A 23,068-nucleotide genomic window follows, 5' to 3' on the forward strand; every position below is an offset into this window, starting at 1 on the left:
AGAACCCGCCATGAAAACCCTTTCACCGGATGCCGCACTCCCGTCCGACGGCCGCGCATCGACCTTCGCGCGCTCGACGCTCGTCGCGCTCGTCGTGTTCGCGGCCATCACGCCGCTGCTGCTGCTCGTGGCACCCGCCGTCGCGGGGCAGCTCGCGACGCAGCTCGGGCTGTCCGCGTCGCAGATCGGCACCTACTTCTTCGTCGAACTCGGCGCGTTCAGCCTCGCGACCGTGCCGTCGTACCTGTGGCTCGGCCGGGTCGATGCGCGCCGCGTCGCCGCATTCGCCATCGCGCTGTTCGGCGCGGGCAACCTGCTGACCGCGCTGTGGATGCCGGGCTTCGTCGCGCTGCTCGCGCTGCGCGCCGTCACCGCGCTCGGCGGCGGCTCGCTGATGGTGCTCTGCATGACGAGCGCCGCGACGAGCGAGAACAGCGACCGCGTGTACGGCCTGTGGGTCGTCGGCCAGTTGATCGCGGGCGCGATCGGCCTGTTCGTGCTGCCGCATGTGTTCGCGGCGTTCGGGTTGCGCGCGCTGTATGTCGCCCTCGCCGCCCTCGCGCTGATCGCGGCGCCGCTGTCGCGCGGCTTTCCGTCCACGCTGGGCACGCGAGCCCCAGCCGCGCAGAACGCGCGCAACGCTGCGGCGCAGACACCGCAACGCTTCGTCGTGCTCGCGATCGGCGCGGTGCTGACGTTCTATCTCGCGATCGGCAGCGTGTGGACGTTCGCCAGCCGCGCCGCGACCGAAGCCGGGCTCGATCCGCAGTCGACCGGCAACGTACTCGCGATCGCAAGCGTGATGGGCATCGCCGGTGCGGCGCTCGCGTCGTGCGCAGGCGGCCGGCTCGCACGGCGCGCGATGCTCGCGGCCGGTTACGCGCTGCTGGCGGCCTCGCTCGTCGCGCTCGCGGTCATGCGGCACGCCGGCGGCTATAGCGCGGCGATCTTCGCGTTCAAGTTCGCGTGGACGTTCGTCCTGCCGTTCATCCTCGCGACCGTCGCGCGGATCGACACGTCGGGCCGCCTCGTGGCCACGCTCAATTTCGTGATCGGCGCGGGGCTCGCGGCCGGCCCGCTGCTAGCCGGGCTGATGCTCGATGCCGGCGGCACGATGCGCGTGCTGTTCACGGCCGCGACGGCCGTCGCGATCGCGTCGTTCGCCGCGTTGCGCCACATCGATCGCCGCATGCGCCCTTCCATTTCCACCCAACCGTGACAGGTCACGCACATCCATGAATCGCACTGCCTTCTTCACCGACGAACGCACTTTCTGGCACACCGGCGGCACGCACGCGCTGTTCTTCCCGGTCGGCGGCTGGGTCCAGCCACCGTCGAGCGCGGGCTACGCGGAATCGCCCGATTCGAAACGCCGCTTCCTGTCGCTCGTGCAGGCCTCGGGCCTGGCCGCGCAGCTCGACCTGCGCGGCGCCGAGCCGGCCTCGACCGCCGACCTGCTGCGCATTCATCCCGCACACTATCTCGACGCGTTCCGCGCACTCAGCGACGCGAACGGCGGCGACCTCGGCGATCTCGCGCCGTTCGGCAAGGGCAGCTACGAGATCGCTGCGCTGTCGGCCGGACTCGCGATCGCGGCCGTCGATACGGTCCTCGGCGAACGTGCGGCAAACGCCTTCTCGCTGTCGCGGCCGCCCGGCCATCACTGCCTGCGCGACCGCCCGATGGGCTTCTGCCTGCTGGCGAACATTCCGATCGCGATCGAGGTCGCCCGCGCGAAACACGGCATCGAGCGCGTCGCGGTGATCGACTGGGACGTGCACCACGGCAACGGCACGCAGTCGATCTACTACGACGATCCGGACACGCTGACGATCTCGCTGCACCAGGATCGCTGCTTCCCGCCCGGCTACGGCGGCGCGGACGATTGCGGCGAAGGCGCGGGTATCGGTGCAAATCTGAACGTGCCGCTGCTCGCGGGCAGTGGCGACGATGCGTATCGCTACGCGTTCGAACGAATCGTGCTGCCGGCGCTGGAGCGTTTCCGGCCCGAGCTGATCATCGTCGCGAGCGGCCTCGACGCAAGCGCGGTCGATCCGCTCGCGCGCATGCAGTTGCATACCGACAGCTACCGGTTCATGACGCGGGCGGTGAAGGAGGCCGCGCAACGCCATTGCGGCGGGCGGCTCGTGATCGTGCACGAAGGCGGCTATTCGGAGGCGTACGTGCCGTTCTGCGGGCTCGCGATCGTCGAGGCGCTGGCGGATGTTCGCACCGACGTCGCCGATCCGATGCTCGACCTCGCGATCGCGCAGCAGCCCGGCGCGCGGTTCGTCGCGTTCCAGCGCGAATTGCTCGACGAACTGGCTACGTCGTTCGGGTTGTAGCGCGCGCCGGCGGACGCGACGAAGGCCGGCCAGCGCCGGCCCTCTTGCGCGATCGGAGCGGATGGGGTTTCCTGTGCTTTTACCCCCTTCCGGCCCGAAGCCGCACTCTTCCGATGAAATCGTCCCCGCGTGATCACAATGACGATGCCAAGACGCGCCGCCAGCCTTCGAAGCTGGTCCTGAACATCGCCGCCGTGACGGTCGGCCTCATCACGTTCGCGATCGGCGCGGCGTGGGTGATCTATAGCTGGGTCGTCGATCGCGAAGCGCAATATTTCGCGATCCCGCTGGTGTTCTCGGTGCCGGTGATCGTGGCGGTCGCGATCCGGAGCTTCTGGGAATAGGTGCGCGTCAAATGACGCAGCGCCGCGGGTCGGGCGACGCGCGGCGCTGCGTGTCTGGCTTGTTTCAGATGAAGCGGGAATTCCCGCGGTTCGCTCGCGGGCCGGTCACAGCCCCGGGCGCGCACACGGATTGGGGGCTGCGCCCTGATATCCCCCTGCGACCGCGCCCAGCGCGGCGCCGGCCAGCGACGTGCCGACTGCTTTCAGCACGTTTTCCGTCGAGAACGTCTCGCCGCTCGACATCACGCGCCCCGAATACGCAGTGCACGCCGACGGCGACGACGATGCCCCCGTCTGCACGGGCTTGGCGCTCCACGCAATGTTCTCGGCAGGCGTATTGGCAAATGCCGGCGCGACCAGCATCAGCGCCAGTACGGAAATCGGAATGCGTACGTTTTTCATCGTTGGTCCTCGGCGTGATTGTGTTTCTTATAGGTGAAGCGAACACAATATTACACGCGGCACGAATATTCGCGCACCGCTTGCCCGGCTCGCGTACCGGGAGCAGCACCGACATCAACAAAAAAGCGCTGCGGTCAATCGACCGACAGCGCTTTTGGGTGAACGGCCCCTGATTGAGGCGCATTCGACTTCTGGTGCGTGAGGCCGGACTCGAACCGGCACACCCTTGCGGGCGTCAGGACCTAAACCTGGTGCGTCTACCAATTTCGCCACTCACGCGCATTTCTGTCGCCTGACCACGCGGCACGAAAGATGCGTGACCACGCGCCCGGGACATCGCACCGGTTGGTTTGTAACCGGCACGCCCGATCAGGCGAGCGCGAGATTCTACCCGATCCGCGCGGGCTTGTCTCGCCCCTGCCGGCACCCGTCGTGCAGCGGTGCTAGAATGCCGCGCTCGACGTTTCGGCACCGCGCCGCCGCGCGTCCCCCGAACCCCGCCCCCCACACGATTCCGCCCGTGAACTTCGACGACTACTGTCAGCAAAAGGCCGCCCCTGCGGGCTCCAGCGTCTACTACGCGCTGCGCCAGGCACCGCGCGCCACGCAGCCGCGCCTGACCGCGCTGTTCGCGCTGCGCCGCGAACTCGAGGAAACCGTCAAGGAAACCAGCGACCCGACCGTCGGACACACGAAGCTCGCGTGGTGGCACAAGGAACTCGCGGCGCTGGCCGACGGGCAGCCGTCGCACCCGGTCACGAAGGCGCTCGCGCAGCATCATCCGGCGATCGCCGCCGAGGCCGATGCATTGCGCACGCTCGTCAACGGTTACGGGATGGATCTCGAACAGGCGCGCTACCTCGATCTGGCGAACCTGCAGCGCTATATCGCACAGGTCGGCGGCACCTTCGCGTCGCTGGTCGCGCGCGCAAGTTCGCCAAACCCAGCGGACCCGCAACCGTGGGCCGCGCATGCCGGCCGCGCGCTGATGCTCGCGCAGTTCGTGCAGGATCTCGGCAACGATGCACGCCACGGCCGCATCTATCTGCCGATCGACGAACTGCAGCGTTACAACGTGACCGCGGCCGATCTGCTGAACCGCCGCTACAGCCCGGCCTTCACCGAATTGCTGCAATTCCAGACGGCCCGCGCGCGCGAAGCACTCGTGGCCGCCGAAGCGGCGATCCCGGCATCCGAACGCCGCGCCCAGCGCACGCTGCGCGCGCAGATCGCACTGGCCGGCGCGCTGCTCGACGAAATCGCGCGCGACGGCTACCAGGTGCTGCATCAGCGCATCGCGCTGACGCCGATCCGCAAGCTGTGGATCGCGTGGCGCACCGCGCGCCGTCGCTGATCCTCACGCCTCACGCCTTCAACAACGGCAGCGTATCGAAGCGCTGCTGCAGCACGCGGGTGGCATCGAGCCCCCACCATGGCCCGAGCACGGTCGCGTAGAGCTGGCGGAAATCGACCGCGACCGGCAGGTTGCCGTTGCCGTCGAGCCGCCCGAGCGCCGGCGGCGCACCGTACAGCCCGCCGGCCACGCGGCCGCCCATCACGAAATGCGGCGCGGCCGTGCCGTGATCGGTACCGTTACTCTGGTTCTCGCGCACGCGCCGCCCGAATTCCGCATACGTCATCACGAGCGTCTGGTGCCAGCGCCCCAGTTCGATCAACGCGCCGCGCATCGCGCTCATCCCTTCCGCGAACTGCTTGAGCAGCGCGGCCTGCTGCCCCGGCTGGTTCTGGTGCGTATCGAAGCCGTTGAGCGTCAGGCGCAGCACCGCGACGCCATCCTGCGCGCCCGGCCCGGACGCTTCGCACGCGGCCAGCACCTGCATCGCGGTCTTGACCGACGTGCCGAACGCGCCGGCCGGAAAGGCAGTCTTGAATTCACGCATCCCACCACGCGGACGCAGCCGGTCGGCCGCCTTCACGATGTCGTTCTCGACGTCGATGATGTGGGCGAGCGCGGGGTTCTGTTCGCGCAGCGACGACGGCTCGGCAAGCCGGGCCGCACGAATGAACTGCGCGGGATTGACGAGCGCGATCGCACGCGCACCGTTCGAGAGCGGCCCCATCTCGGCACTGCCGAGCACGACGCCGTCGGCGGCGAAACCGGGCGGCACGGGCGCCTGCGCGAACGTGCGCGTCAGCCAGCCTTCGTGCAGATATTGATCCGAGCGCGATGCGGTATCCCAGATCTCGATCGAGCGGAAATGCGACAGGTTCGGCTGCGGATAGCCGACGCCCTGCACGACCGCGACCTGCCCGTCGCGCCACAGCGGCATCAACGGCGCGAGCGACGGATGCAGGCCCGTGTGCGCGTCGAGTTGCAGCACCTGCTCGCGCTTGATGCCGATGCTGCGGCGGAACTGGTAATACAGCGGGTCCGCATACGGCACCACCGTGTTGAGGCCGTCGTTACCGCCCTTCAGCTCGACGAGGATCAGCACGTTCGTGTACCCGGCCGCCGATGGGCGCCCCGCCTGCGCCACGGAAGCCGCCATCGCAGGCGCCTGCCACATCGACACGCCGGCCGCGGCCGCGGCGCCCGTCAGCGTCAGAAAATCACGTCGGTTCATCGCGCATCCTTTGGTTCACCGTCCGACACGTTTGCCGCACCGGCTCCCCGCTTCATCGTCGTTCGAATCATTTCAGTTGATAGGCCGGATCCATCAGCAGCGCCTCGAGATACGCGCTGCCGGTCGAATCCGTGTCGATCGCCGCGACCGGCGACAGTTGCAGCACCGCATGTTGCAGTTGAAGCTCGGTCGACAATCCGGCGATCGCCTGCGGCCGCGCGCGATATTGCGCCAGCCAGCGTTCGAGGTCGAATCGCAGGCCGGCGCGCGCGGGCTTGGCAGGTGTTCCGTGCATGCCGGCAGCGGACGCCGTCTCGACCGCCGGCATCGCATGCGCGCGCGCATTCGGCGGCGGCACCATCGCATGCGCCGACGGGTGCATGCCGGCCGTCTCCGTCGCGCGGAACAGTTGCTCGACGAACTGCTTGCGCGCGAGCAGCGTGGTGCTGTTGATCCACAGCGCGCCGCCCGGCCAGCCCTTCACGTTCGGCGGATAGAACAGGTTCTGCCCGAGCGTGCGCACGGTGTTCGCGAGCATCTGCGGATCGCCGTATGACACGTCGAACAGCCGCACCGACCCGACGACGAACTCCACGGGCGACTTGACGAGCACGCCGCGATTGCGAGGATCCCAGAAGGCGTCGGTCGACCACAGCGCGGCGAGCGTCGCGCGAATGTCGTAGCCGCTCGAACGAAACCGTTCGGCCACCGCATCGAGCGCGCCCGGATCGGGCGTATCCGACACGAACTCGCGCCACAGCTTGGCGGCGATGAAACGCGCGGTACCGGGCCGCTTCAGCAGGATGTCGAGAAAGCCGTCGCCATCGAACGGCCCGGTTTCGCCGAGGATCGTCTTGTCGCCGGCGTCGTGCAGATCCGGCCGAACCTCGAAGCGATACGTATCGGGATCGACCGTCCAGCCCGTCATCGCACGCGCGGCTTCGGTCACGTCGTATTGCGTGTAATGCCCTTCGCCGAGCGTGAACAGCTCCATCACCTCGCGCGCGAAATTTTCGTTCGGGCGCCCCTTGCGATTGCTCGCGCCGTCGAGGTACTGCAGCATCGCCGGATCCTTCGCTACCGCATGCAGCAGCACGCCGAAGTTGCCGAGCGCCTCGCGGCGAAACAGCGCGTTCTGCACCGCCATCGTCTGCGGGTAAGGCACCTTGTCCTGCCCCGACGTGAAGTGCCCGTGCCAGAACAGCGTCATGCGTTCGGTGAGCGGCGACGGCGTGACGATCATCTCGTTGACCCACGCCGCGCGCAGCGCATCGTACCGAACGTTGCGCTCGCGCTGCTCGTCGCGCCGCATGTCGGGCGTCAGCGCCTGGCGCTGCGCGCGCGTCGGCGGCAACTCGGCGATCCAGTCGGGCCAGGTCGTGACGGGATCGCGGCGAACGTTGCCGAGCGTGTCGGCCACGACTTGCGCGCGCGTCATGCCGACGACGCGCGCGACATCGGCGGGCGCAGGAGAAAAACCGGTACGACTCAGGAAAAACAATGCATCGTCGGCGTCGAGCGGCGACTGCATGGCGGGCGACGGCGCCGGTGCGGCAGCGTTCGCTTTCATCGTCATGGACTCCCGGAGCGCACCGGCGGTGCGGATGCCGGTACAACGGCAATCGGCAGGCGAAAGTTGACGGAAAAATTGCTACGAAACTTTTCCGCGCGGTGAATTCCGCGCAGGGAGAAAGACGGCGTGTCAGCGCTTGTACAGCTCGCGAACGGCGTCCTCGATGTGCTGGCGCAAAAGGTGGCGTTCCTCGGGCGTCATGTGCCCGTCGCGGCGGCGCTGTTCGAGATCGGGAGGCACGGCGGAACGAACCGTCATCTCGGCGGTACGATCGGACTGCGGCGCTTTGCCGCGCGGCAGCTTGCGCGACGATGCGCCCTGCTCGGGGCGCTGCGCATACGCGAAGTTCGACGCATACGGACCGGCGAGCGCGATCGTCAGCATCAGTGCAATCCGGGCAGATCGCATGACCGTCCTCGCTTCTTTGGTCGATTTGTTCCCTTCGTCACGCGGCAACCGGCTACCTCTGGTACTTGAAAAACCCTGCGGAATTCGGGTGTGCAAAGATGAATGATGGAGTGCAGGGGAGTATCTACCGAATTTCGGCTTCGAGTAAAGGAATCTCTATAGCCTGCCTTTACTCGGCGCGACACTACGGGTAAATTTTGTAACCGACTGTAACGCACGAAAATTCACGGCCGTGCGTCAATTCCCATTCGCGATAAGATGCCGATCATGGAAACGAAAAACCCCTCCAAGATTCTCGTCGTCGACGACGACCCGCGCCTGCGCGATCTGCTGCGCCGCTATCTCGGCGAGCAGGGTTTCAATGTCTACGTCGCGGAAAACGCGACTGCAATGAACAAGCTCTGGGTACGCGAGCGTTTCGACCTGCTCGTGCTCGACCTGATGCTCCCGGGCGAAGACGGCCTGTCGATCTGCCGCCGCCTGCGCGGCAGCAACGACCGCACGCCGATCATCATGCTCACCGCGAAGGGCGAGGATGTGGATCGCATCGTCGGCCTCGAGATGGGCGCCGACGATTACCTGCCGAAGCCGTTCAACCCGCGCGAACTCGTGGCGCGCATTCATGCGGTGCTGCGCCGCCAGGCGCCGGCCGAACTGCCGGGCGCGCCGTCGGAAACCACCGAGGTGTTCGAGTTCGGCGAGTTCTCGCTGAATCTCGCCACGCGCACGCTGACGAAGTCCGGCCAGGAAATTCCGCTCACCACCGGCGAATTCTCGGTGCTGAAGGTGTTCGCGCGTCATCCGCGCCAGCCGCTGTCGCGCGAAAAGCTGATGGAGCTCGCACGCGGCCGTGAATACGAAGTGTTCGACCGCAGCCTCGACGTGCAGATCTCGCGCCTGCGCAAGCTGATCGAACCGGATCCGGGCAGCCCGCGCTTCATCCAGACCGTCTGGGGCCTCGGCTACGTGTTCATCCCGGACGGCGCCGCCTGATCTTTTTCCTTTCCGGTTTCGCCCGCCCACGGCCCGTCCCATGCGTATCGACCGGCGCCTCCTGCAGCTCGCGTTCGGCGGGCTGTTCTGGCGCACCTTCCTGCTGATCGCGCTGCTGATCTCGGTCAGTCTCGCCGCGTGGTTCCAGAGCTTTCGCGTGATCGAGCGCGAGCCGCGTGCGCAGCGCGTGGCTCTCCAGCTCGTCGCGATCGTGAAGCTCACGCGCACCGCCCTGCTCTATTCCGATCCCGATTTGCGGCGCGCGCTGCTGCAGGACCTCGAGAGCAACGAGGGCGTGCGCGTTTACCCGCGCGAGAAGACCGACAAGTTCAAGCTGCAGCCCGACGAATCGCTGAACCGCCTGATCGAACACGACATCCGCAGCCGCCTCGGCGACGATACCGTGATCGCCCAGTCGGTCAACGACATTCCCGGCGTGTGGATCAGCTTCAAGATCGACGACGACGATTACTGGGTCGCGCTCGACCGCGACCAGCTCGACAACGTCACGGGCCTGCAGTGGGCCGGCTGGGGGCTGTTCGCGCTCGCGTTGTCGCTGTTCGGCTCCGCGTTCATCACCAGCCTGGTGAACCGGCCGTTCTCGCGGCTCGCGCTCGCCGCGCGGCAGATCGGCTCGGGCCAGACACCCGAGCTGCTGCCCGAGCGCGGAATGGGCGTCGCGGCCGAGACCAATCGCAGCTTCAACCAGATGGTGCGCGACCTCGAACAGCTCGAGGCCGACCGCGCGCTGATGCTCGCGGGCATCTCGCACGACCTGCGCACCCCGCTCGCGCGGCTGCGGCTCGAAACCGAAATGAGCCCGTCCGACCAGGCGACCAAGGACGCGATGGTCGACGACATCGAGCAGATGGATCGCATCATCGCGGCCTTCATCGACTACGCCCGCCCGTCGCAACGCAAGCCCGAGCCCGTCGATCTGTCGTCGATCGCGCAGGAAGTCGCCGCCCGCGTGTCGGGCGAGGATGGCGTCGAGATCCGCACGCGGCTCGCGCCGAGCGCGGTGATCGAAGCCGACGAGACCGACATGCGCCGCGTGATCGGCAACCTCGTCGAGAACGCGCGCAAGTATGGCCAGAGCACGCAGGACGGCGTGTCGCGCATCACGCTCGAGACGCGCGTGTCGCATGCGCGCGTCGAGCTGTCGGTGAGCGACGAAGGCCCCGGCATTCCCGAGGATCAGCTGCCGCTCGTGATGCGGCCGTTCTACCGCGTGGACACCGCGCGCACCAAGGCGGACGGCACGGGCCTCGGGATGGCGATCGTGCTGCGCCTCGTCGGCCGCTATCGCGGCGCGCTGCGGCTGCGCAACCGCAACCCTGAAGCGGGCCTCGAAGTCACGCTCGAATTCCCCGGCGCCGGCAAGGCGCGTGCGACTGCGTGACGCGCTCGCGCACGCTTCTTGCGCTGCACACTATCGATCCGGTTGAAAAAAGCTATGAGGCTCGTTAGTCAAAATCTATTGAAGCGACTAACTAATAGTGTTATAGTTTTGCCCATGCTGTCACATCATCGTTGCAGCACCGAGGTAGCTTGACTCAGTCTTCTTCCCAACTCATACAGGAGTATCCGCATGAAAACCGTGGGCGATAAACTCGAAGCTTTCACCGTCGTAGCCGCGAAGCCGGGCTTCAACAATCACGAGGAAAACGGCCAGTCGGCGTTCGAGACCGTCACCGAAGCGTCGTTCCCGGGCAAGTGGAAGATCATCTACTTCTATCCGAAGGATTTCACGTTCGTGTGCCCGACGGAAATCGTCGAATTCGCGAAGCTCACGAAGCAGTTCGAAGAGCGCGATGCCGTCCTGCTGGGCGGCAGCTCGGACAACGAATTCGTCAAGCTCGCATGGCGCCGTGAACACAAGGACCTCGACAAGCTGAACCACTACTCGTTCGGCGACGTCAAGGGCGAGCTGATCGACCAGCTCGGCGTGCGCGACAAGGAAGCCGGCGTGGCCCTGCGCGCAACGTTCATCGTCGATCCCGACAACACGATCCAGCACGTTTCGGTGAACAACCTGAACGTCGGCCGCAGCCCGGAAGAAGTCCTGCGGATTCTGGACGGCCTGCAAACGGACGAACTGTGCCCGTGCAACCGTGCAGTCGGCGGCGCAACGCTGTAAGCGCATCGATGCACGAAGCCCGCGGCGCACGTCCTGCCTGCGGGCTTTTTTAACGGCCAACCCATAGGAGATATCAATGGAATTCATCGACTCGATTAAGGCACGTATTCCCGACTACGCGAAGGACATTCGCCTGAACCTCGACGGCACGATCTCGCGCTCGTCGCTCGAAGGCACCGACGCGGTGGGCGTCGCGCTGGCGGCGGCCATCGCGGCGAAGAGCACGGTGCTCATCAAGACGATCCGCGAAGCCGGCGTCCTGTCGCCCGAAGAGACGAACGCCGTGCTGACGGCGGCCGCGCTGATGGGGATGAACAACACCTGGTATCCGTATGTCGAGATGGCCGACGATGCCGACCTGAAGACGCAACGCGCCGAGCTGCGGATGGGCGCGTATGCGACGCACGGTGGCGTCGACAAGCGCAAGTTCGAGATGTACGCGCTCGCCGCGTCGATCGTCGGCAAGTGCCACTTCTGCGTGAAGTCGCACTATGCGCTGCTGAAGAACGAGCAAGGGATGACCGTCACGCAGCTGCGCGACGTCGGCCGTATCGCGTCGGTGATCAACGCCGCCGCGCAAGTGATCGCCGCAGAAGGCGAATAAGCGGTTGCCCCATCCGGCCGGCAACCGCGCCGGCCCGGTCGCCGCTGCAAACGAAAATGCCACGCACCCGCGTGGCATTTTTCATTTCCGCAGCGCGGCGGGCGAACCGTGCGCCGCCGCAGCCCGGCGTCAGCCGCCCTGCTTCACCAGGAGCGCGGCGGCCTGCGCCTCGATCCCTTCGCCACGGCCGAGATAGCCGAGCTTCTCGTTGGTCTTCGCCTTCACGTTCACGCGCTCGAGCGGCAGCCCGAGATCGGCCGCGATGTTCGCGCGCATCCCGTCGATATGCGGCGCCAGCTTCGGTGCCTGCGCGATCACGGTGCTGTCGACGTTCTGGATCGTGAAGCCGGCAGCCTTGACGCGTGCGGCGCACTCGCGCAACAGCGCGCGGCTGTCGGCGCCCTTGAACGCCGCGTCCGTGTCGGAGAAGTGGCGGCCGATGTCACCGAGCGCCGCCGCGCCGAACAGCGCGTCGGTGATCGCGTGCAGCAGCACGTCCGCGTCCGAGTGGCCGAGCAGGCCGCGTTCGTACGGAATCGTCACGCCGCCGATGATGAGGGGGCGCCCCTCGACGAGCTGGTGCACGTCGTAGCCTTGTCCGATTCTGAAATCCATGCGTATTCCGATTGTGAGGGGGTGAAAGTCAGGAAGCGTTCGTGGAACGCGCGAGGATCGCTTCCGCGAGCGCGAAATCTTCCGGGTACGTGACCTTGAAATTGCGCAGGCTGCCCTGCACGACGCGCGGCGTATGGCCGGCCCATTCGATCGCGCTCGCCTCGTCGGTCAGGTCGTGCCCTTCGCGCTGCGCGCGCAGGATCGCCTCGCGCAGCATGCCGATGCGGAACATCTGCGGCGTCTGCGCCTGCCACAGCGCGTCGCGCGACTCGGTGCGCGCGATCGCGTCGCCGCCGGCCGGCACGCGCTTGAGCGTATCGGCCACCGGCAGCGCGACGATGCCGCCGACCGGATCGTCCTTCAGCGTCGCAACGAGCGTGCGAATCAGCTCTGGCGTGATGCCCGGGCGCGCGGCGTCGTGCACCAGTACCCAGTCGTGGTCGGTCGCGCCGAATTCCGCCAGTTCGAGCAGCCCGTTCAGCACCGACGCCTGGCGCGAGCCGCCGCCGCAGCGGCGCACCGCGAAGCGCAGGCCCGCGAAGCGGCGCGCGTCGAAGTGGGAATCGTCGGGCGCGAGGACGACGAGCGTCTGCGCGAATTCGCTGCACGCGTCGAACGCGGCAAGCGTGTAATGCAGCAGCGCGCGGCCGGCCAGCGTGCGGTATTGCTTCGGCACGGCCGAGCCGGAACGGCTGCCGGTGCCGGCACAGGGAATCAGGGCGAAAAGTCGGGGAGTCACGAAGGGAAACGCCGGAAAGATGAAATCGAGAAGCGGATTTTATAATAGGTCTTTCGTCTCGACCGGCGCACCGCGATGCGCCCGTGCACGCCACCCCTGTCGTCCCTATGCCAGATAACGCTTCCACCCCGTCCGCCTCGCCCGTTGCCCGCGTCAAGCCCGGCCAGCGCTTCGCCTTCGACGGCGCGCATGGTTCCGCCGACGCGCTCGCCATCGCCCGTTATCTCGCCGACAACCGCCAGGACGTGCCGCTCCTCGCGGTGATCTGCGCGAACGCGGTCGACGCGCAGCGGCTCTCGCAGGAAATCCGCTACTTCTCGCCCGACGCGCGCGTACGCCTGCTGCCGGACTGGGAAACGCTGCCGTACGACACGTTCTCGCCGCACCAGGACCTTGTATCCGAGCGGCTGGCCACGCTGCACGACCTCGGCGAGGGCCGCTGCGACATCCTGCTCGTGCCCGCGACCACCGCGCTGTACCGGATGCCGCCCGCGTCGTTCATGGCCGCGTACACGTTCGCATTCGCGCAGGGCGAGCGCCTCGACGAGGCGAAGCTGAAGGCGCAGCTCACACTGGCCGGCTACGAGCACGTGAGCCAGGTCGTGCGGCCCGGCGAATACTGCGTGCGCGGCTCGCTGATCGACCTGTACCCGATGGGCTCGCCGCTGCCGTACCGGATCGACCTGTTCGACGACCAGGTCGACTCGATCCGGGCGTTCGATCCCGACACGCAGCGCAGCCTGTATCCGGTGCGCGACGTGCGCCTCCTGCCCGGCCGCGAGTTTCCGTTCGACGAAGCCGCGCGCACGGCCTTCCGCAGCCGCTGGCGCGAAACCTTCGAAGGCGACCCGAGCCGCGCGCCGATCTACAAGGACATCGGCAACGGCGTGCCGTCGGCCGGCATCGAGTACTACCTGCCGCTGTTCTTCGACGAAACCGCCACGCTGTTCCACTACCTGCCGCAGGATGCGCACCTCGTGTTCACCGGCGATCTCGAGGCGTCGATCCGCCGCTTCACGGCCGATACGAAGCAGCGTCACGCGTTCCTCGCGCACGATCGCGAGCGGCCGATTCTCGAACCGCAGCGCCTGTTCCTGTCCGACGAGGATTTCTTCGCGTTCGCGAAGCCGTTCGCCCGCGTCGTGCTGCCCGCGCAGCCGGCCGGCGGCTGGGCGACGGCGCTGCCCGAGCTCACCGTCGACCGCCATGCCGACGATCCGCTCGCATCGCTGCGCACGTTTGTCGAATCGTCGGGCAAGCGCGTGCTGCTGACCGTCGAATCGGCCGGCCGCCGCGAGACGATCCTGCAACTGCTCGCCGAACACCATCTGCGCCCCGCGTCGAACGACCACTTCGCCGGCTGGCTCGAGAGCGACGCACGCTTCGCGCTCGGCGTCGCGCCGCTCTCGAACGGCTTCGCGGTGCCGGGCGAAGGCTACGCGGTCGTCACCGAAACCGAGCTGTACGGCGCGCTCGGCCGCCGCGCGGGCCGCCGTCGGCAGGAACAGGCGAGCAACGTCGACGCGATGGTGCGCGACCTGTCGGAGCTGAAAGTCGGCGACCCGGTCGTCCACGCGCAGCACGGCATCGGCCGCTACATGGGCCTCGTGTCGATGGATCTCGGTGAAGGCGAAACCGAATTCCTGCATCTCGAATATTCGGGCGACAGCAAGCTCTACGTGCCCGTCGCGCAATTGCACGTGATTTCGCGCTACAGCGGCGCCGATCCCGACAGCGCGCCGCTGCACGCGCTCGGCTCCGGCCAGTGGGAGCGCGCGAAGCGCAAGGCCGCGCAGCAGATCCGCGATACCGCAGCCGAGCTGCTGAACCTCTACGCGCGCCGCGCGGCCCGCGAAGGCCATGCGTTCTCGCTCGATCCGCGCGACTACGTGAAGTTCGCCGAAAGCTTCGGCTTCGAGGAAACGCCCGACCAGGCGGCCGCCATTGCCGCCGTGATCGGCGACATGACGAGCGGCAAGCCGATGGACCGCCTCGTGTGCGGCGACGTCGGCTTCGGCAAGACCGAGGTGGCGCTGCGCGCCGCGTTCATCGCGGTGCTGGGCGGCAAGCAGGTCGCGCTGCTGTCGCCGACCACGCTGCTCGCCGAGCAGCACACGCAGACCTTCGCCGACCGCTTCGCGGACTGGCCGGTGCGGATCGTCGAGCTGTCGCGCTTCAAGACCACGAAGGAAGTCAACGCCGCGATCGCGCAGATCAACGAAGGCAGCGTCGACATCGTGATCGGCACGCACAAGCTGCTGTCGTCGGACGTGCAGTTCAAGCGCCTCGGCCTCGTGATCATCGACGAGGAACACCGCTTCGGCGTGCGCCAGAAGGAAGCGCTGAAGGCGCTGCGCGCGGAAGTCGACGTGCTGACGCTCACCGCGACGCCGATCCCGCGCACGCTCGGGATGGCGCTCGAAGGGCTGCGCGATTTCTCGGTCATCGCCACCGCGCCGCAGAAGCGGCTCGCGATCAAGACCTTCGTGCGCCGCGAGGAGGAAAGCGTGATCCGCGAGGCGATGCTGCGCGAACTGAAGCGCGGCGGCCAAGTGTACTTCCTGCACAACGAGGTCGAGACGATCGAGAACCGCAAGGCGATGCTCGAGGCGCTCGTACCCGAGGCACGCATCGTGATCGCGCACGGCCAGATGCACGAACGCGAACTCGAACGGGTGATGCGCGATTTCGTCGCGCAGCGTGCGAACGTGCTGCTGTGCACGACCATCATCGAGACCGGCATCGACGTGCCGAGCGCGAACACGATCATCATGCATCGCGCGGACAAGTTCGGCCTCGCGCAGCTTCACCAGCTGCGTGGCCGCGTCGGCCGCTCGCACCACCAGGCGTATGCGTACCTGCTGGTCCACGATCCGCAGGCGCTGACCAAGCAGGCGCAGCGCCGGCTGGAAGCGATCCAGCAGATGGAGGAACTCGGCTCGGGCTTCTATCTCGCGATGCACGACCTCGAGATCCGCGGCACCGGCGAAGTGCTCGGCGACAAGCAGTCCGGCGAAATCCACGAGATCGGCTTCCAGCTCTATACGGACATGCTGAACGACGCGGTGAAGGCGCTGAAGAACGGCAAGGAGCCCGACCTCACCGCCCCGCTCGCCGCGACGACGGAAATCAACCTGCATGCGCCGGCGATCCTGCCGGCCGACTACTGCGCGGACGTGCAGGAGCGGCTGTCGCTGTACAAGCGTCTCGCGAACTGCGAGCACGGCGACGCGATCGACGGCATCCAGGAAGAGCTGATCGACCGCTTCGGCAAGCTGCCGCCGCAAGCGCACGCGCTCGTCGAGACGCATCGGCTGCGGATCGCCGCGAAGCCGCTCGGCATCGTGAAGATCGACGCGAGCGAGGTGGCGATCGGGCTGCAGTTCGAGCCGAATCCGCCGATCGATCCGATGCGGATCATCGAGATGGTGCAGAAGCACCGGCACATCAAGCTCGCGGGCCAGGACAAGCTGCGCATCGAGACGCGCTCGCCCGATCTCGCGATCCGCGTGTCGACGATCAAGGAAACGCTGCGCGCGCTCGGACCCAAGCAGGGAGCAGCTGCCGCGGTGCGCTGATGCGCTGGCGGCAGATGCGGCGTTGCTGCACCGCACTGCGCCCGACGCGGGCGGGCCGACGCGTTTTTGAGTATGATTTTCCCATTCATCAGACGGAGTCTTGCCATGTCCACTCTCGACGCGACAGCGCCGTCCGCCGCCCCCCAAGGCGACGCGTCGCTCGTCAGCCTGCCCTGGATCAAGCAACTGGTGTCGATGGACACGACGAGCCGCGTGCCGAACCTCGGCCTGATCGAAACGGTGCGTGACGCGCTCGCCGCGAAAGGCATCGCATCGACGATCACGCACGATCCGCGAGAAGGCTGGGCGAACCTGTTCGCCACCGTGCCCGCGCACGACGGCTCGACGAACGGCGGCATCGTGCTGTCCGGGCATACCGACGTCGTGCCGGTCGACGGCCAGCAATGGGACAGCAACCCGTTCGCGCCGGAAATCCGCGACGGCCGCCTGTACGGCCGCGGCACCTGCGACATGAAGGGCTTCATCGGCGCCGCGCTCGCGCTGCTGCCCGAGATGCAGGCGACGAAGCTCGCGAAGCCGATCCATTTCGCGCTGTCCTATGACGAGGAAATCGGCTGCGCCGGCGCGCCGCTGATGATTGCGGATCTGGTCAAACGCGGCGTGCAGCCATCCGGCTGCATCGTCGGCGAGCCGACCAGCATGCGGCCGATCATCGCGCACAAGGGCATCAATGCCTACCGCTGCTGCGTGCGCGGCCACGCGGCGCATTCGTCGCTGACGCCGAAGGGGTTGAACGCGATCGAGTATGCGGCGCGTCTCATCTGCCATATCCGCGACATCGCCGAGCGCTTTCGCGCCGAAGGCCCGTTCGACGAACTGTACGACGTGCCGTTCACGACCGCGCAGACGAGCACGATCCAGGGCGGCAACGCGATCAACACGGTGCCGGCCGAATGCCGGTTCGACTTCGAGTTCCGCAACCTGCCGACGCTCGATCCCGAGCAGATCTTCACGCGCATCGAAGCGTATGCACGGGACACGCTGCTGCCGCAGATGCTGCGCGAGCATCCGAATGCCGCGATCGAGTTCTCGAAGATCGCCGCGGCGCCCGGCCTCGACGCCACCGAGCAGGCCGCGATCACGCAGCTCGTGCGCGCGCTGACGGCCGACCAGGACAAGCGCAAGGTCGCGTACGGCACCGAGGCCGGTTTGTTCGAACGCGCGGGCATCCCGAGCGTCGTGTGCGGGCCCGGCAACATCGAGCAGGCGCACAAGCCGAACGAATATGTCGAGCTCGCGCAGCTCGCCGGCTGCGAACAGTTCCTGCGCAAGTTCATCCGCAGCATGTCGGTCGACGCGCACTGACTGCCCCCCGCCACGCCGGCCCGCGTGTGCGGGGCGGCCCACTTCGCCACCCGCAACGTCATGTCGACTGAACAACAGGGCGCCGCCCATACGACGATCGACGGCGAGCCGATCCCGACGCTCGACGAAATCGCCGCGCAGCATTTCGCGCTGTCGCCGTGGGTCGCGCGTACGCCCGTGTTCGAACGCGCCGACCTGCCATCGCTTGAAGGCACACACGTCAACTTCAAGTTCGAGCTGCTGCAGGTCAGCGGCAGCTTCAAGGCGCGCGGCGCATTCACGCACCTGCTCGCACTCGACGAGGCGCGCAGGAACGCCGGCGTCACCTGCGTGTCGGCCGGCAATCACGCGGCGGCCGTCGCGTACGCGGCAATGCGGCTCGGCAGCAGCGCCAAGGTCGTGATGTTCCATACCGCCAGCCCGTCGCGCATCGCGCAGTGCAAGCAGTACCGCGCGGAAGTCGTGCTGGCCGGCAGCGCATCGCAGGCATTCGACCTGGTCCGGCGGATCGAAGCCGAGGAAGGCCGCTTCTTCATCCATCCGTTCAACGGCTATCACACGATCCTCGGCACCGCGACGCTCGGCTACGAATGGGCGACCCAGACGCCCGACCTCGACGCGGTGATCGTGCCGATCGGCGGCGGCGGGCTCGCGGCCGGCATGGCGACCGCGTTGCGGCTCGCGAATCCGCGTGTGCACGTGTACGGCGTCGAGCCGGAAGGCGCCGATGCGATGAGCCGCAGCTTCGCGGCGAATCACACGATCAAGATGAGCGCGATGCAGACGATCGCCGATTCGCTGATGGCGCCGCATACCGAGGAATACAGCTACCAGCTGTGCCGGCGCCACGTCGACCGCATCGTCACCGTGTCCGACGACGCGCTGCGGGCCGCGATGCTGTTCCTGTTCTCGCGGCTGAAACTGTCGGTCGAACCGGCGTGCGCGGCTGCGCTGGCCGCCCTGCTCGGCCCGCTGCGCGAAACGCTGCAGGGCAAGCGCGTCGGCGTGCTGCTATCGGGCACCAACACCGACCCCGCCACACTCGGCATGCATCTCGCGCACGCGACACTGCAGCACTAACCCCACATCGGGCACGCGTGGACGAACCTAGGGTTATCCCCAGATTATGTTGACAGCCCTGTTGATAACCCGCCGGACAAGCACGCAAGTGGTTGAGCGCGCAGCGTTTTGCGCGCGCGGAGGTCGATCGTCACGAAATGGGCAGATGCGGCCGCTGGCCGCCTGCGTCATGGCGATCACCCTGCTCGCCGGTTGCGCGGCACCGCCGTCGCCCGTCGTCGACGCACCGCCGGCCTGCACGCAGCCCGGCGAAAACCGCATGCTGCAGGCCGACCTGCTGTTCGGGCGCGACATCACGGGGCGCGGCCCCGTCACCGATCCGGAGCGCGCGGCATTCCTCGCCGACACGGTCACACCACGGTTCCCCGACGGCCTCACCTACTGGGACACACACGGCCAGTGGCGCGACCAGACAAGCGGCCGGATCACGCGCGAAGACAGCTTCGTGATCCGTATCATCGCCGACGATACGCCCGAGACACGTGCGCGGCTCGCCGCGATCCGGCAAGCGTACATGCAGCGATTCCACCAGCAATCGGTCGGCATGACGGTCGCACCGGCCTGCGCATCGTTCTGATTCACGCGTCTCCGTTTGCCGGCCGTTCGCACAAAAAAACGGGCGCCCGAAGGCGCCCGTCGCATGCCGGACCGAAGCGTGCCGCTTACTTGTTCTCGAACATGTCCATGATCTGCTGCTTCTCCTGCGGCGTGACGGGCGGCGGTGCAAGCCCCGCCGCGCCAGCCGAGCCGAGCGCATCGTTCGCGCTGATCGAATTCTCGGCCGGGTTGATGTCGACGTTCGCGACGAAGCCGTTGCCCGGCGTGCGATCGGCGTAGTACAGCTCGCCGTCGATCGACGTCAGGCCGTCCGGCATCGGCATCTGCTGCTCGGGCACGCCGTTCAGCGCGGTGCGCATGTAGTTCACCCAGATCGGCAACGCGAGCTGCGCGCCGAACTCACGACTGCCGAGGCTCTTCGGCTGGTCGAAGCCCATCCACGCGACCGCGACGAGCGATTGCTGGTAGCCGGCGAACCAGCCGTCCTTCGCGTCGTTCGTCGTACCCGTCTTGCCCTGCAGGTCGCTGCGGCCCAGTGCGTTGGTGCCCGCGCCCGTGCCGGCCGTCGCGACCGAATGCAGCAGGCTGTTCATCACGTACGCATTGCGGCCTTCGATCGTACGCGGCGCCGTGCTGCCCGCGAGTACCGGCTGCGACTTCTGCAGCGCCTGGCCGCGTGCGTCGTCGACCTCGGCGATCAGGTACGGATCGACCTTGTAGCCGCCGTTCGCGAACACCGCATAGCCGGTCGCGAGCTGCAGCGGCGTCACGAGGCCCGCGCCGAGCGCCATCGGCAGGTAAGGCGGCGTCTTCGCGGGATCGAAGCCGAAGCGCTGCGTCACGTACTGCTGCGCATACTGCGTGCCGATCGATGCGAGGATCCGGATCGACACGAGGTTCTTCGAACGCTGCAGGCCGGTGCGCATCGTCATCGGGCCGTCCGGCTGGTCGTCGTCCTTCGGCTCCCAGGCGGTGCCGCCCGGGACGCTCGGCGGGAAGTACAGCGGCGCGTCGTTGATCATCGTCGCCGGCCCGAGCCCCTTGTCGAGCGACGCCGAGTAGATGAACGGCTTGAACGACGAGCCCGGCTGCCGCCAGGCCTGCGTCACGTGGTTGAACTTGCTCTTGTTGAAGTCGAAGCCGCCGACGAGCGAGCGGATCGCGCCATCCTGCGGCGCGATCGCGACGAGCGCGCCTTCGACCTGCGGCAGCTGCACGACCTGCCAACCCGTCTTGCCGTCCTTCAGCACGCGCACGACCGAGCCCGGCTTGATGCGCAGCGTGTCGTTCGCGCGGGGGCTGAGCGCGCCCGCCACGAAGCGCAGCCCGGCCGGGCCGATCGTCGTGGTCGCGCCGCCGACGAACTGCACCTCGACCGCGTTCGGCGATGCCGACAGCACGACCGCCGACTGCAGGTCGCCGTTGTCCGGGTGATCGGCGAGCGCGTCGTCGATCGCCTCGTCGCGGTCGTCGCCGGCCGCGGGCAGCTTGATCGACGCTTCCGGCCCGCGATAGCCGTGGCGGCGCTCGTAGTCGAGAATGCCGCGACGCACGGCCTGGTACGCGGCTTCCTGGTCGGACGAGTTGATTGTCGTCGTGACGGTCAGCCCACGCGTATAGGTTTCGTCCTTGTACTGCTGGTACATCATCTGCCGCACCATCTCGGCGACGTACTCGCCGTGCACCGCGTACTGGTTGCCCGGCGTGCGCACGTGGATCTCTTCCTTCACGGCCGCGTCGTACTGCGGCTGCGTGATGTAGCCGACCTCGAGCATGCGCTTCAGGATGTATTCCTGGCGCACCTTCGCGCGCTTCGGATTGACGACCGGGTTATACGCGGACGGCGCCTTCGGCAGCCCCGCGAGCATCGCCGCTTCCGCGAGCGTGATGTCCTTCAGGTCCTTGCCGAAATACACGCGCGCGGCGGCCGCGAAGCCGTACGAGCGCTGGCCGAGATAAATCTGGTTCATGTACAGCTCGAGAATCTGGTCCTTCGTCAGGGCCTTCTCGATCTTGTACGCGAGCAGCATTTCGTAGATCTTGCGCGTGTAGGTCTTCTCGCTCGACAGGAAGAAGTTGCGCGCGACCTGCATCGTGATCGTGCTCGCGCCCTGGCGCGCGCCGCCGTGCATCAGGTCGGCGACACCCGCGCGCAGGATGCCGACGAAGTCGACGCCGCCGTGTTCGTAGAAGCGGTAGTCCTCGATCGCGAGCACCGCCTTCTTCATCACGTCCGGAATGTCCTGGAAGCGCACGAGGCTGCGGCGCTCCTCGCCGAATTCGCCGATCAGCACGTGGTCGGCCGTGAACACGCGCAGCGGCACCTTCGGCTGATAGTTGGTCAGCGCATCGAGCGACGGCAGTTGCGGCGCCATCACGACCAGCGCGTAGCCGACGATCAGCGCGCCGACGATCGCCAGCGTCGCGATGAGGCCGGCGAACCACAGCATGACGCGCGAGCCGAACGAGCGGCCGCGCCCTCCGCCGCCGCTGCGCTGGGTGCGGCGGTCGTCGTCGCGATCGTCGTCATTGGGGTAATAGGCTCCGGACGGCGAACGGCGCAGCGTGTAGTGGGGTTCGTTCCTGTCGGAAGAAGAAGGCGGTCGTTTGATAATTGGCATGTCGGAATGGCGGGCGGTCGTGGCGCCCTCGGACGCATGCGGAAATGCAGGCGAATGAATCAGAGCGGATACAGCGTGATGCGGCTGTCACGTCGACAGACCCCGCCGCGCGGCGATCCGTTCCCGCGACGTGACAGCGCATTTTAATGAAATCGACCGGGTGCCTTCGCGATTTTTTGTAAAAATTCCCGCAATGCCGTGATTTAAGGAACGTATTGTCGGCATCCTCTGCCTATCATGGACACGCGATATCGCGCGCGCGCACCGGCTTTCTTTCAATCGCGAAAGGTTCGACATCCTGATGCGCAAGCCGCTTGAACTCGCGCGTTTAAGCCGTATTTAAGTGAACCGGTGGTGTAATATCCGCCGGCTCATGCGGGTCGGAACCGGCTCGCAACGGGCACTGCCGCTCTCACGCGGCGCCTTTCAACCACGGAGGATTTCATGTCGCTTTTCGACTCTGTTTCGCGCACGATCAAAGGCCTGCTGAACGATGCGGCCGATTCGGTACAGGATCCGTCGCGCGACGCACGGCAGATCGTGCGGGAGCTCGACGACAGCATCGGCCGTGCCGAGAATTCGCTGATCGAGATCGAGGCACAGGTCGCGACCCAGCGCAGCAAGCGCGATGCGGCCGACGACAAGGTGAAGAAGTACGAGGACGGCGCGAAGCGCGCGCTGCAGTCCGGTGACGAAGCGCTCGCCCGCGAAGCCCTCGCCGCACAGTCGAACGCGGAAGCCGAGCGTGACGCGCTCGCAGCCGAATTGACGACGCTCGAGCCGTCGGTCGACAAGCTGAAGGGGCAGATCGCCGACATGCGTCAGCGCCGCAACGACCTGAATGCACGCTCGAACATCCTGCAGGCCAAGCAGGAAATCGCGCAGGCGAAGGACGTCGCGGCCAGCGCCCTGGGCGGCATCGGCGGCAAGAACCTGTCCGAGGACTTCCAGAAGCTCGAGGACAAGGTCGCGCTGCAGAACGCCCGCTCGGACGCGCGCCTGAATTCGGCCGACACGTCGAGCGGCAAGGCGCTCGACGACAAGCTCGCCGCGCTGAACAAGGGCCCGTCGGTCGAGGATCGCCTCGCCGCGCTGAAGAAGCAGCTCGACACGCCCGCGCAGTAACGGCCACTGCGGGCCACCGCGCCGCCGCCCGC

Annotated in this window: 20 protein-coding genes and 1 tRNA gene; 13 read left to right on the forward strand and 8 right to left on the reverse strand. The window is 67.1% G+C overall.

All coding sequences use genetic code 11. The annotated features are described in order from the left end of the window. The first annotated feature begins 10 nt into the window (after positions 1 to 10). The 3 genes from CFB43_RS10925 to CFB43_RS10935 all read left to right on the forward strand — a co-directional run bounded on the left by CFB43_RS10925 (position 11) and on the right by CFB43_RS10935 (position 2,689). A complete protein-coding gene (locus tag CFB43_RS10925; protein ID WP_089495052.1) occupies positions 11 to 1,219 on the forward strand; it encodes an MFS transporter in 1,209 nt (402 codons plus the stop codon). 16 nt (positions 1,220 to 1,235) lie between these two features. Beyond that, a complete protein-coding gene (locus tag CFB43_RS10930; protein ID WP_089495053.1) occupies positions 1,236 to 2,345 on the forward strand; it encodes a class II histone deacetylase in 1,110 nt (369 codons plus the stop codon). Between the two features lie 113 nt (positions 2,346 to 2,458). Next, positions 2,459 to 2,689, forward strand: a complete 231-nt coding sequence (locus tag CFB43_RS10935; protein WP_089440309.1) for a hypothetical protein — start codon at positions 2,459 to 2,461, stop codon at positions 2,687 to 2,689. A 105-nt stretch (positions 2,690 to 2,794) separates the two neighbouring features. Here CFB43_RS10935 and CFB43_RS10940 read toward each other — a convergent pair whose 3' ends face one another. Then, on the reverse strand, positions 2,795 to 3,091 hold the full coding sequence (locus CFB43_RS10940; protein WP_089495054.1) for a hypothetical protein: 297 nt from the start codon (positions 3,089 to 3,091) through the stop codon (positions 2,795 to 2,797). Between the two features lie 192 nt (positions 3,092 to 3,283). Continuing rightward, positions 3,284 to 3,370 (reverse strand) — tRNA-Leu (locus tag CFB43_RS10945). Between the two features lie 241 nt (positions 3,371 to 3,611). Between CFB43_RS10945 and hpnD the strand changes: the two genes are divergently transcribed. Next, on the forward strand, positions 3,612 to 4,445 hold the full coding sequence (gene hpnD, locus CFB43_RS10950; RefSeq protein WP_089495055.1) for a presqualene diphosphate synthase HpnD: 834 nt from the start codon (positions 3,612 to 3,614) through the stop codon (positions 4,443 to 4,445). A gap of 10 nt (positions 4,446 to 4,455) precedes the next feature. On the opposite strand, the gene CFB43_RS10955 is transcribed toward hpnD, so the two are convergent. From CFB43_RS10955 to CFB43_RS10965, 3 genes are all read right to left on the reverse strand, one after another. Continuing rightward, positions 4,456 to 5,676 (reverse strand): DUF1501 domain-containing protein, encoded by a 1,221-nt coding sequence (locus CFB43_RS10955; protein WP_089495056.1) that lies wholly within the window; start codon positions 5,674 to 5,676, stop codon positions 4,456 to 4,458. 67 nt (positions 5,677 to 5,743) lie between these two features. Next, the gene (locus CFB43_RS10960; RefSeq protein WP_089495306.1) at positions 5,744 to 7,246 is read right to left on the reverse strand and encodes a DUF1800 domain-containing protein; all 1,503 of its coding nucleotides are present in this window, start codon (positions 7,244 to 7,246) and stop codon (positions 5,744 to 5,746) included. A 132-nt stretch (positions 7,247 to 7,378) separates the two neighbouring features. Beyond that, positions 7,379 to 7,657 carry a hypothetical protein gene (locus tag CFB43_RS10965; protein ID WP_011352385.1) on the reverse strand — a complete coding sequence of 93 codons (279 nt, stop codon included), beginning with the start codon at positions 7,655 to 7,657 and terminating at the stop codon, positions 7,379 to 7,381. A gap of 258 nt (positions 7,658 to 7,915) precedes the next feature. On the opposite strand from CFB43_RS10965, the gene ompR reads away from it, so the two are divergent. The 4 genes from ompR to CFB43_RS10985 all read left to right on the forward strand — a co-directional run bounded on the left by ompR (position 7,916) and on the right by CFB43_RS10985 (position 11,394). Beyond that, positions 7,916 to 8,650, forward strand: coding sequence for an osmolarity response regulator transcription factor OmpR (ompR, locus tag CFB43_RS10970; protein WP_006478565.1), 735 nt, complete (start codon positions 7,916 to 7,918; stop codon positions 8,648 to 8,650). Between the two features lie 40 nt (positions 8,651 to 8,690). After that, positions 8,691 to 10,052 (forward strand): ATP-binding protein, encoded by a 1,362-nt coding sequence (locus CFB43_RS10975; RefSeq protein ID WP_089425640.1) that lies wholly within the window; start codon positions 8,691 to 8,693, stop codon positions 10,050 to 10,052. 189 nt (positions 10,053 to 10,241) lie between these two features. After that, entirely contained in the window at positions 10,242 to 10,790 is a 549-nt protein-coding gene (locus tag CFB43_RS10980) for a peroxiredoxin (RefSeq protein ID WP_006478563.1), read from the forward strand. A 76-nt stretch (positions 10,791 to 10,866) separates the two neighbouring features. Then, positions 10,867 to 11,394, forward strand: coding sequence for a carboxymuconolactone decarboxylase family protein (locus CFB43_RS10985; protein ID WP_011352388.1), 528 nt, complete (start codon positions 10,867 to 10,869; stop codon positions 11,392 to 11,394). A gap of 129 nt (positions 11,395 to 11,523) precedes the next feature. Here CFB43_RS10985 and ispF read toward each other — a convergent pair whose 3' ends face one another. Continuing rightward, positions 11,524 to 12,009, reverse strand: a complete 486-nt coding sequence (gene ispF, locus CFB43_RS10990) for a 2-C-methyl-D-erythritol 2,4-cyclodiphosphate synthase (protein ID WP_089495057.1) — start codon at positions 12,007 to 12,009, stop codon at positions 11,524 to 11,526. 28 nt (positions 12,010 to 12,037) lie between these two features. Beyond that, the gene (gene ispD / locus CFB43_RS10995) at positions 12,038 to 12,748 is read right to left on the reverse strand and encodes a 2-C-methyl-D-erythritol 4-phosphate cytidylyltransferase (protein WP_011352390.1); all 711 of its coding nucleotides are present in this window, start codon (positions 12,746 to 12,748) and stop codon (positions 12,038 to 12,040) included. Positions 12,749 to 12,855: 107 nt separating this feature from the next. On the opposite strand from ispD, the gene mfd reads away from it, so the two are divergent. From mfd to CFB43_RS11015, 4 genes are all read left to right on the forward strand, one after another. Further along, positions 12,856 to 16,326, forward strand: a complete 3,471-nt coding sequence (gene mfd, locus CFB43_RS11000; RefSeq protein ID WP_089495058.1) for a transcription-repair coupling factor — start codon at positions 12,856 to 12,858, stop codon at positions 16,324 to 16,326. A gap of 105 nt (positions 16,327 to 16,431) precedes the next feature. Next, positions 16,432 to 17,652, forward strand: a complete 1,221-nt coding sequence (gene argE / locus CFB43_RS11005) for an acetylornithine deacetylase (RefSeq protein WP_089495059.1) — start codon at positions 16,432 to 16,434, stop codon at positions 17,650 to 17,652. Between the two features lie 60 nt (positions 17,653 to 17,712). After that, positions 17,713 to 18,732 (forward strand): threonine/serine dehydratase, encoded by a 1,020-nt coding sequence (locus CFB43_RS11010; protein WP_089495060.1) that lies wholly within the window; start codon positions 17,713 to 17,715, stop codon positions 18,730 to 18,732. Between the two features lie 145 nt (positions 18,733 to 18,877). After that, a complete protein-coding gene (locus CFB43_RS11015; protein ID WP_089495061.1) occupies positions 18,878 to 19,309 on the forward strand; it encodes a DUF3574 domain-containing protein in 432 nt (143 codons plus the stop codon). A gap of 85 nt (positions 19,310 to 19,394) precedes the next feature. Here CFB43_RS11015 and CFB43_RS11020 read toward each other — a convergent pair whose 3' ends face one another. Then, entirely contained in the window at positions 19,395 to 21,911 is a 2,517-nt protein-coding gene (locus CFB43_RS11020; protein ID WP_089495062.1) for a penicillin-binding protein 1A, read from the reverse strand. A gap of 444 nt (positions 21,912 to 22,355) precedes the next feature. Between CFB43_RS11020 and CFB43_RS11025 the strand changes: the two genes are divergently transcribed. Beyond that, on the forward strand, positions 22,356 to 23,036 hold the full coding sequence (locus tag CFB43_RS11025; RefSeq protein WP_059233905.1) for a PspA/IM30 family protein: 681 nt from the start codon (positions 22,356 to 22,358) through the stop codon (positions 23,034 to 23,036). The last annotated feature ends 32 nt before the right edge of the window (positions 23,037 to 23,068 follow it).

This window comes from Burkholderia sp. AU15512 (assembly GCF_002223325.1).
Classification (GTDB): Bacteria; Pseudomonadota; Gammaproteobacteria; order Burkholderiales; family Burkholderiaceae; genus Burkholderia.

Coding starts and splice junctions, on each gene's coding strand:
- CFB43_RS10925 (WP_089495052.1), top strand. CDS start 11: ATGAAAACCCTTTCACCGGATGCCGCACTCCCGTCCGACGGCCGCGCA.
- CFB43_RS10930 (WP_089495053.1), top strand. CDS start 1,236: ATGAATCGCACTGCCTTCTTCACCGACGAACGCACTTTCTGGCACACC.
- CFB43_RS10935 (WP_089440309.1), top strand. CDS start 2,459: ATGAAATCGTCCCCGCGTGATCACAATGACGATGCCAAGACGCGCCGC.
- CFB43_RS10940 (WP_089495054.1), bottom strand. CDS start 3,091: ATGAAAAACGTACGCATTCCGATTTCCGTACTGGCGCTGATGCTGGTC.
- CFB43_RS10955 (WP_089495056.1), bottom strand. CDS start 5,676: ATGAACCGACGTGATTTTCTGACGCTGACGGGCGCCGCGGCCGCGGCC.
- CFB43_RS10960 (WP_089495306.1), bottom strand. CDS start 7,246: ATGAAAGCGAACGCTGCCGCACCGGCGCCGTCGCCCGCCATGCAGTCG.
- CFB43_RS10965 (WP_011352385.1), bottom strand. CDS start 7,657: ATGCGATCTGCCCGGATTGCACTGATGCTGACGATCGCGCTCGCCGGT.
- ompR (WP_006478565.1), top strand. CDS start 7,916: ATGCCGATCATGGAAACGAAAAACCCCTCCAAGATTCTCGTCGTCGAC.
- CFB43_RS10975 (WP_089425640.1), top strand. CDS start 8,691: ATGCGTATCGACCGGCGCCTCCTGCAGCTCGCGTTCGGCGGGCTGTTC.
- CFB43_RS10980 (WP_006478563.1), top strand. CDS start 10,242: ATGAAAACCGTGGGCGATAAACTCGAAGCTTTCACCGTCGTAGCCGCG.
- CFB43_RS10985 (WP_011352388.1), top strand. CDS start 10,867: ATGGAATTCATCGACTCGATTAAGGCACGTATTCCCGACTACGCGAAG.
- ispF (WP_089495057.1), bottom strand. CDS start 12,009: ATGGATTTCAGAATCGGACAAGGCTACGACGTGCACCAGCTCGTCGAG.
- mfd (WP_089495058.1), top strand. CDS start 12,856: ATGCCAGATAACGCTTCCACCCCGTCCGCCTCGCCCGTTGCCCGCGTC.
- argE (WP_089495059.1), top strand. CDS start 16,432: ATGTCCACTCTCGACGCGACAGCGCCGTCCGCCGCCCCCCAAGGCGAC.
- CFB43_RS11010 (WP_089495060.1), top strand. CDS start 17,713: ATGTCGACTGAACAACAGGGCGCCGCCCATACGACGATCGACGGCGAG.
- CFB43_RS11015 (WP_089495061.1), top strand. CDS start 18,878: ATGCGGCCGCTGGCCGCCTGCGTCATGGCGATCACCCTGCTCGCCGGT.
- CFB43_RS11020 (WP_089495062.1), bottom strand. CDS start 21,911: ATGCCAATTATCAAACGACCGCCTTCTTCTTCCGACAGGAACGAACCC.
- CFB43_RS11025 (WP_059233905.1), top strand. CDS start 22,356: ATGTCGCTTTTCGACTCTGTTTCGCGCACGATCAAAGGCCTGCTGAAC.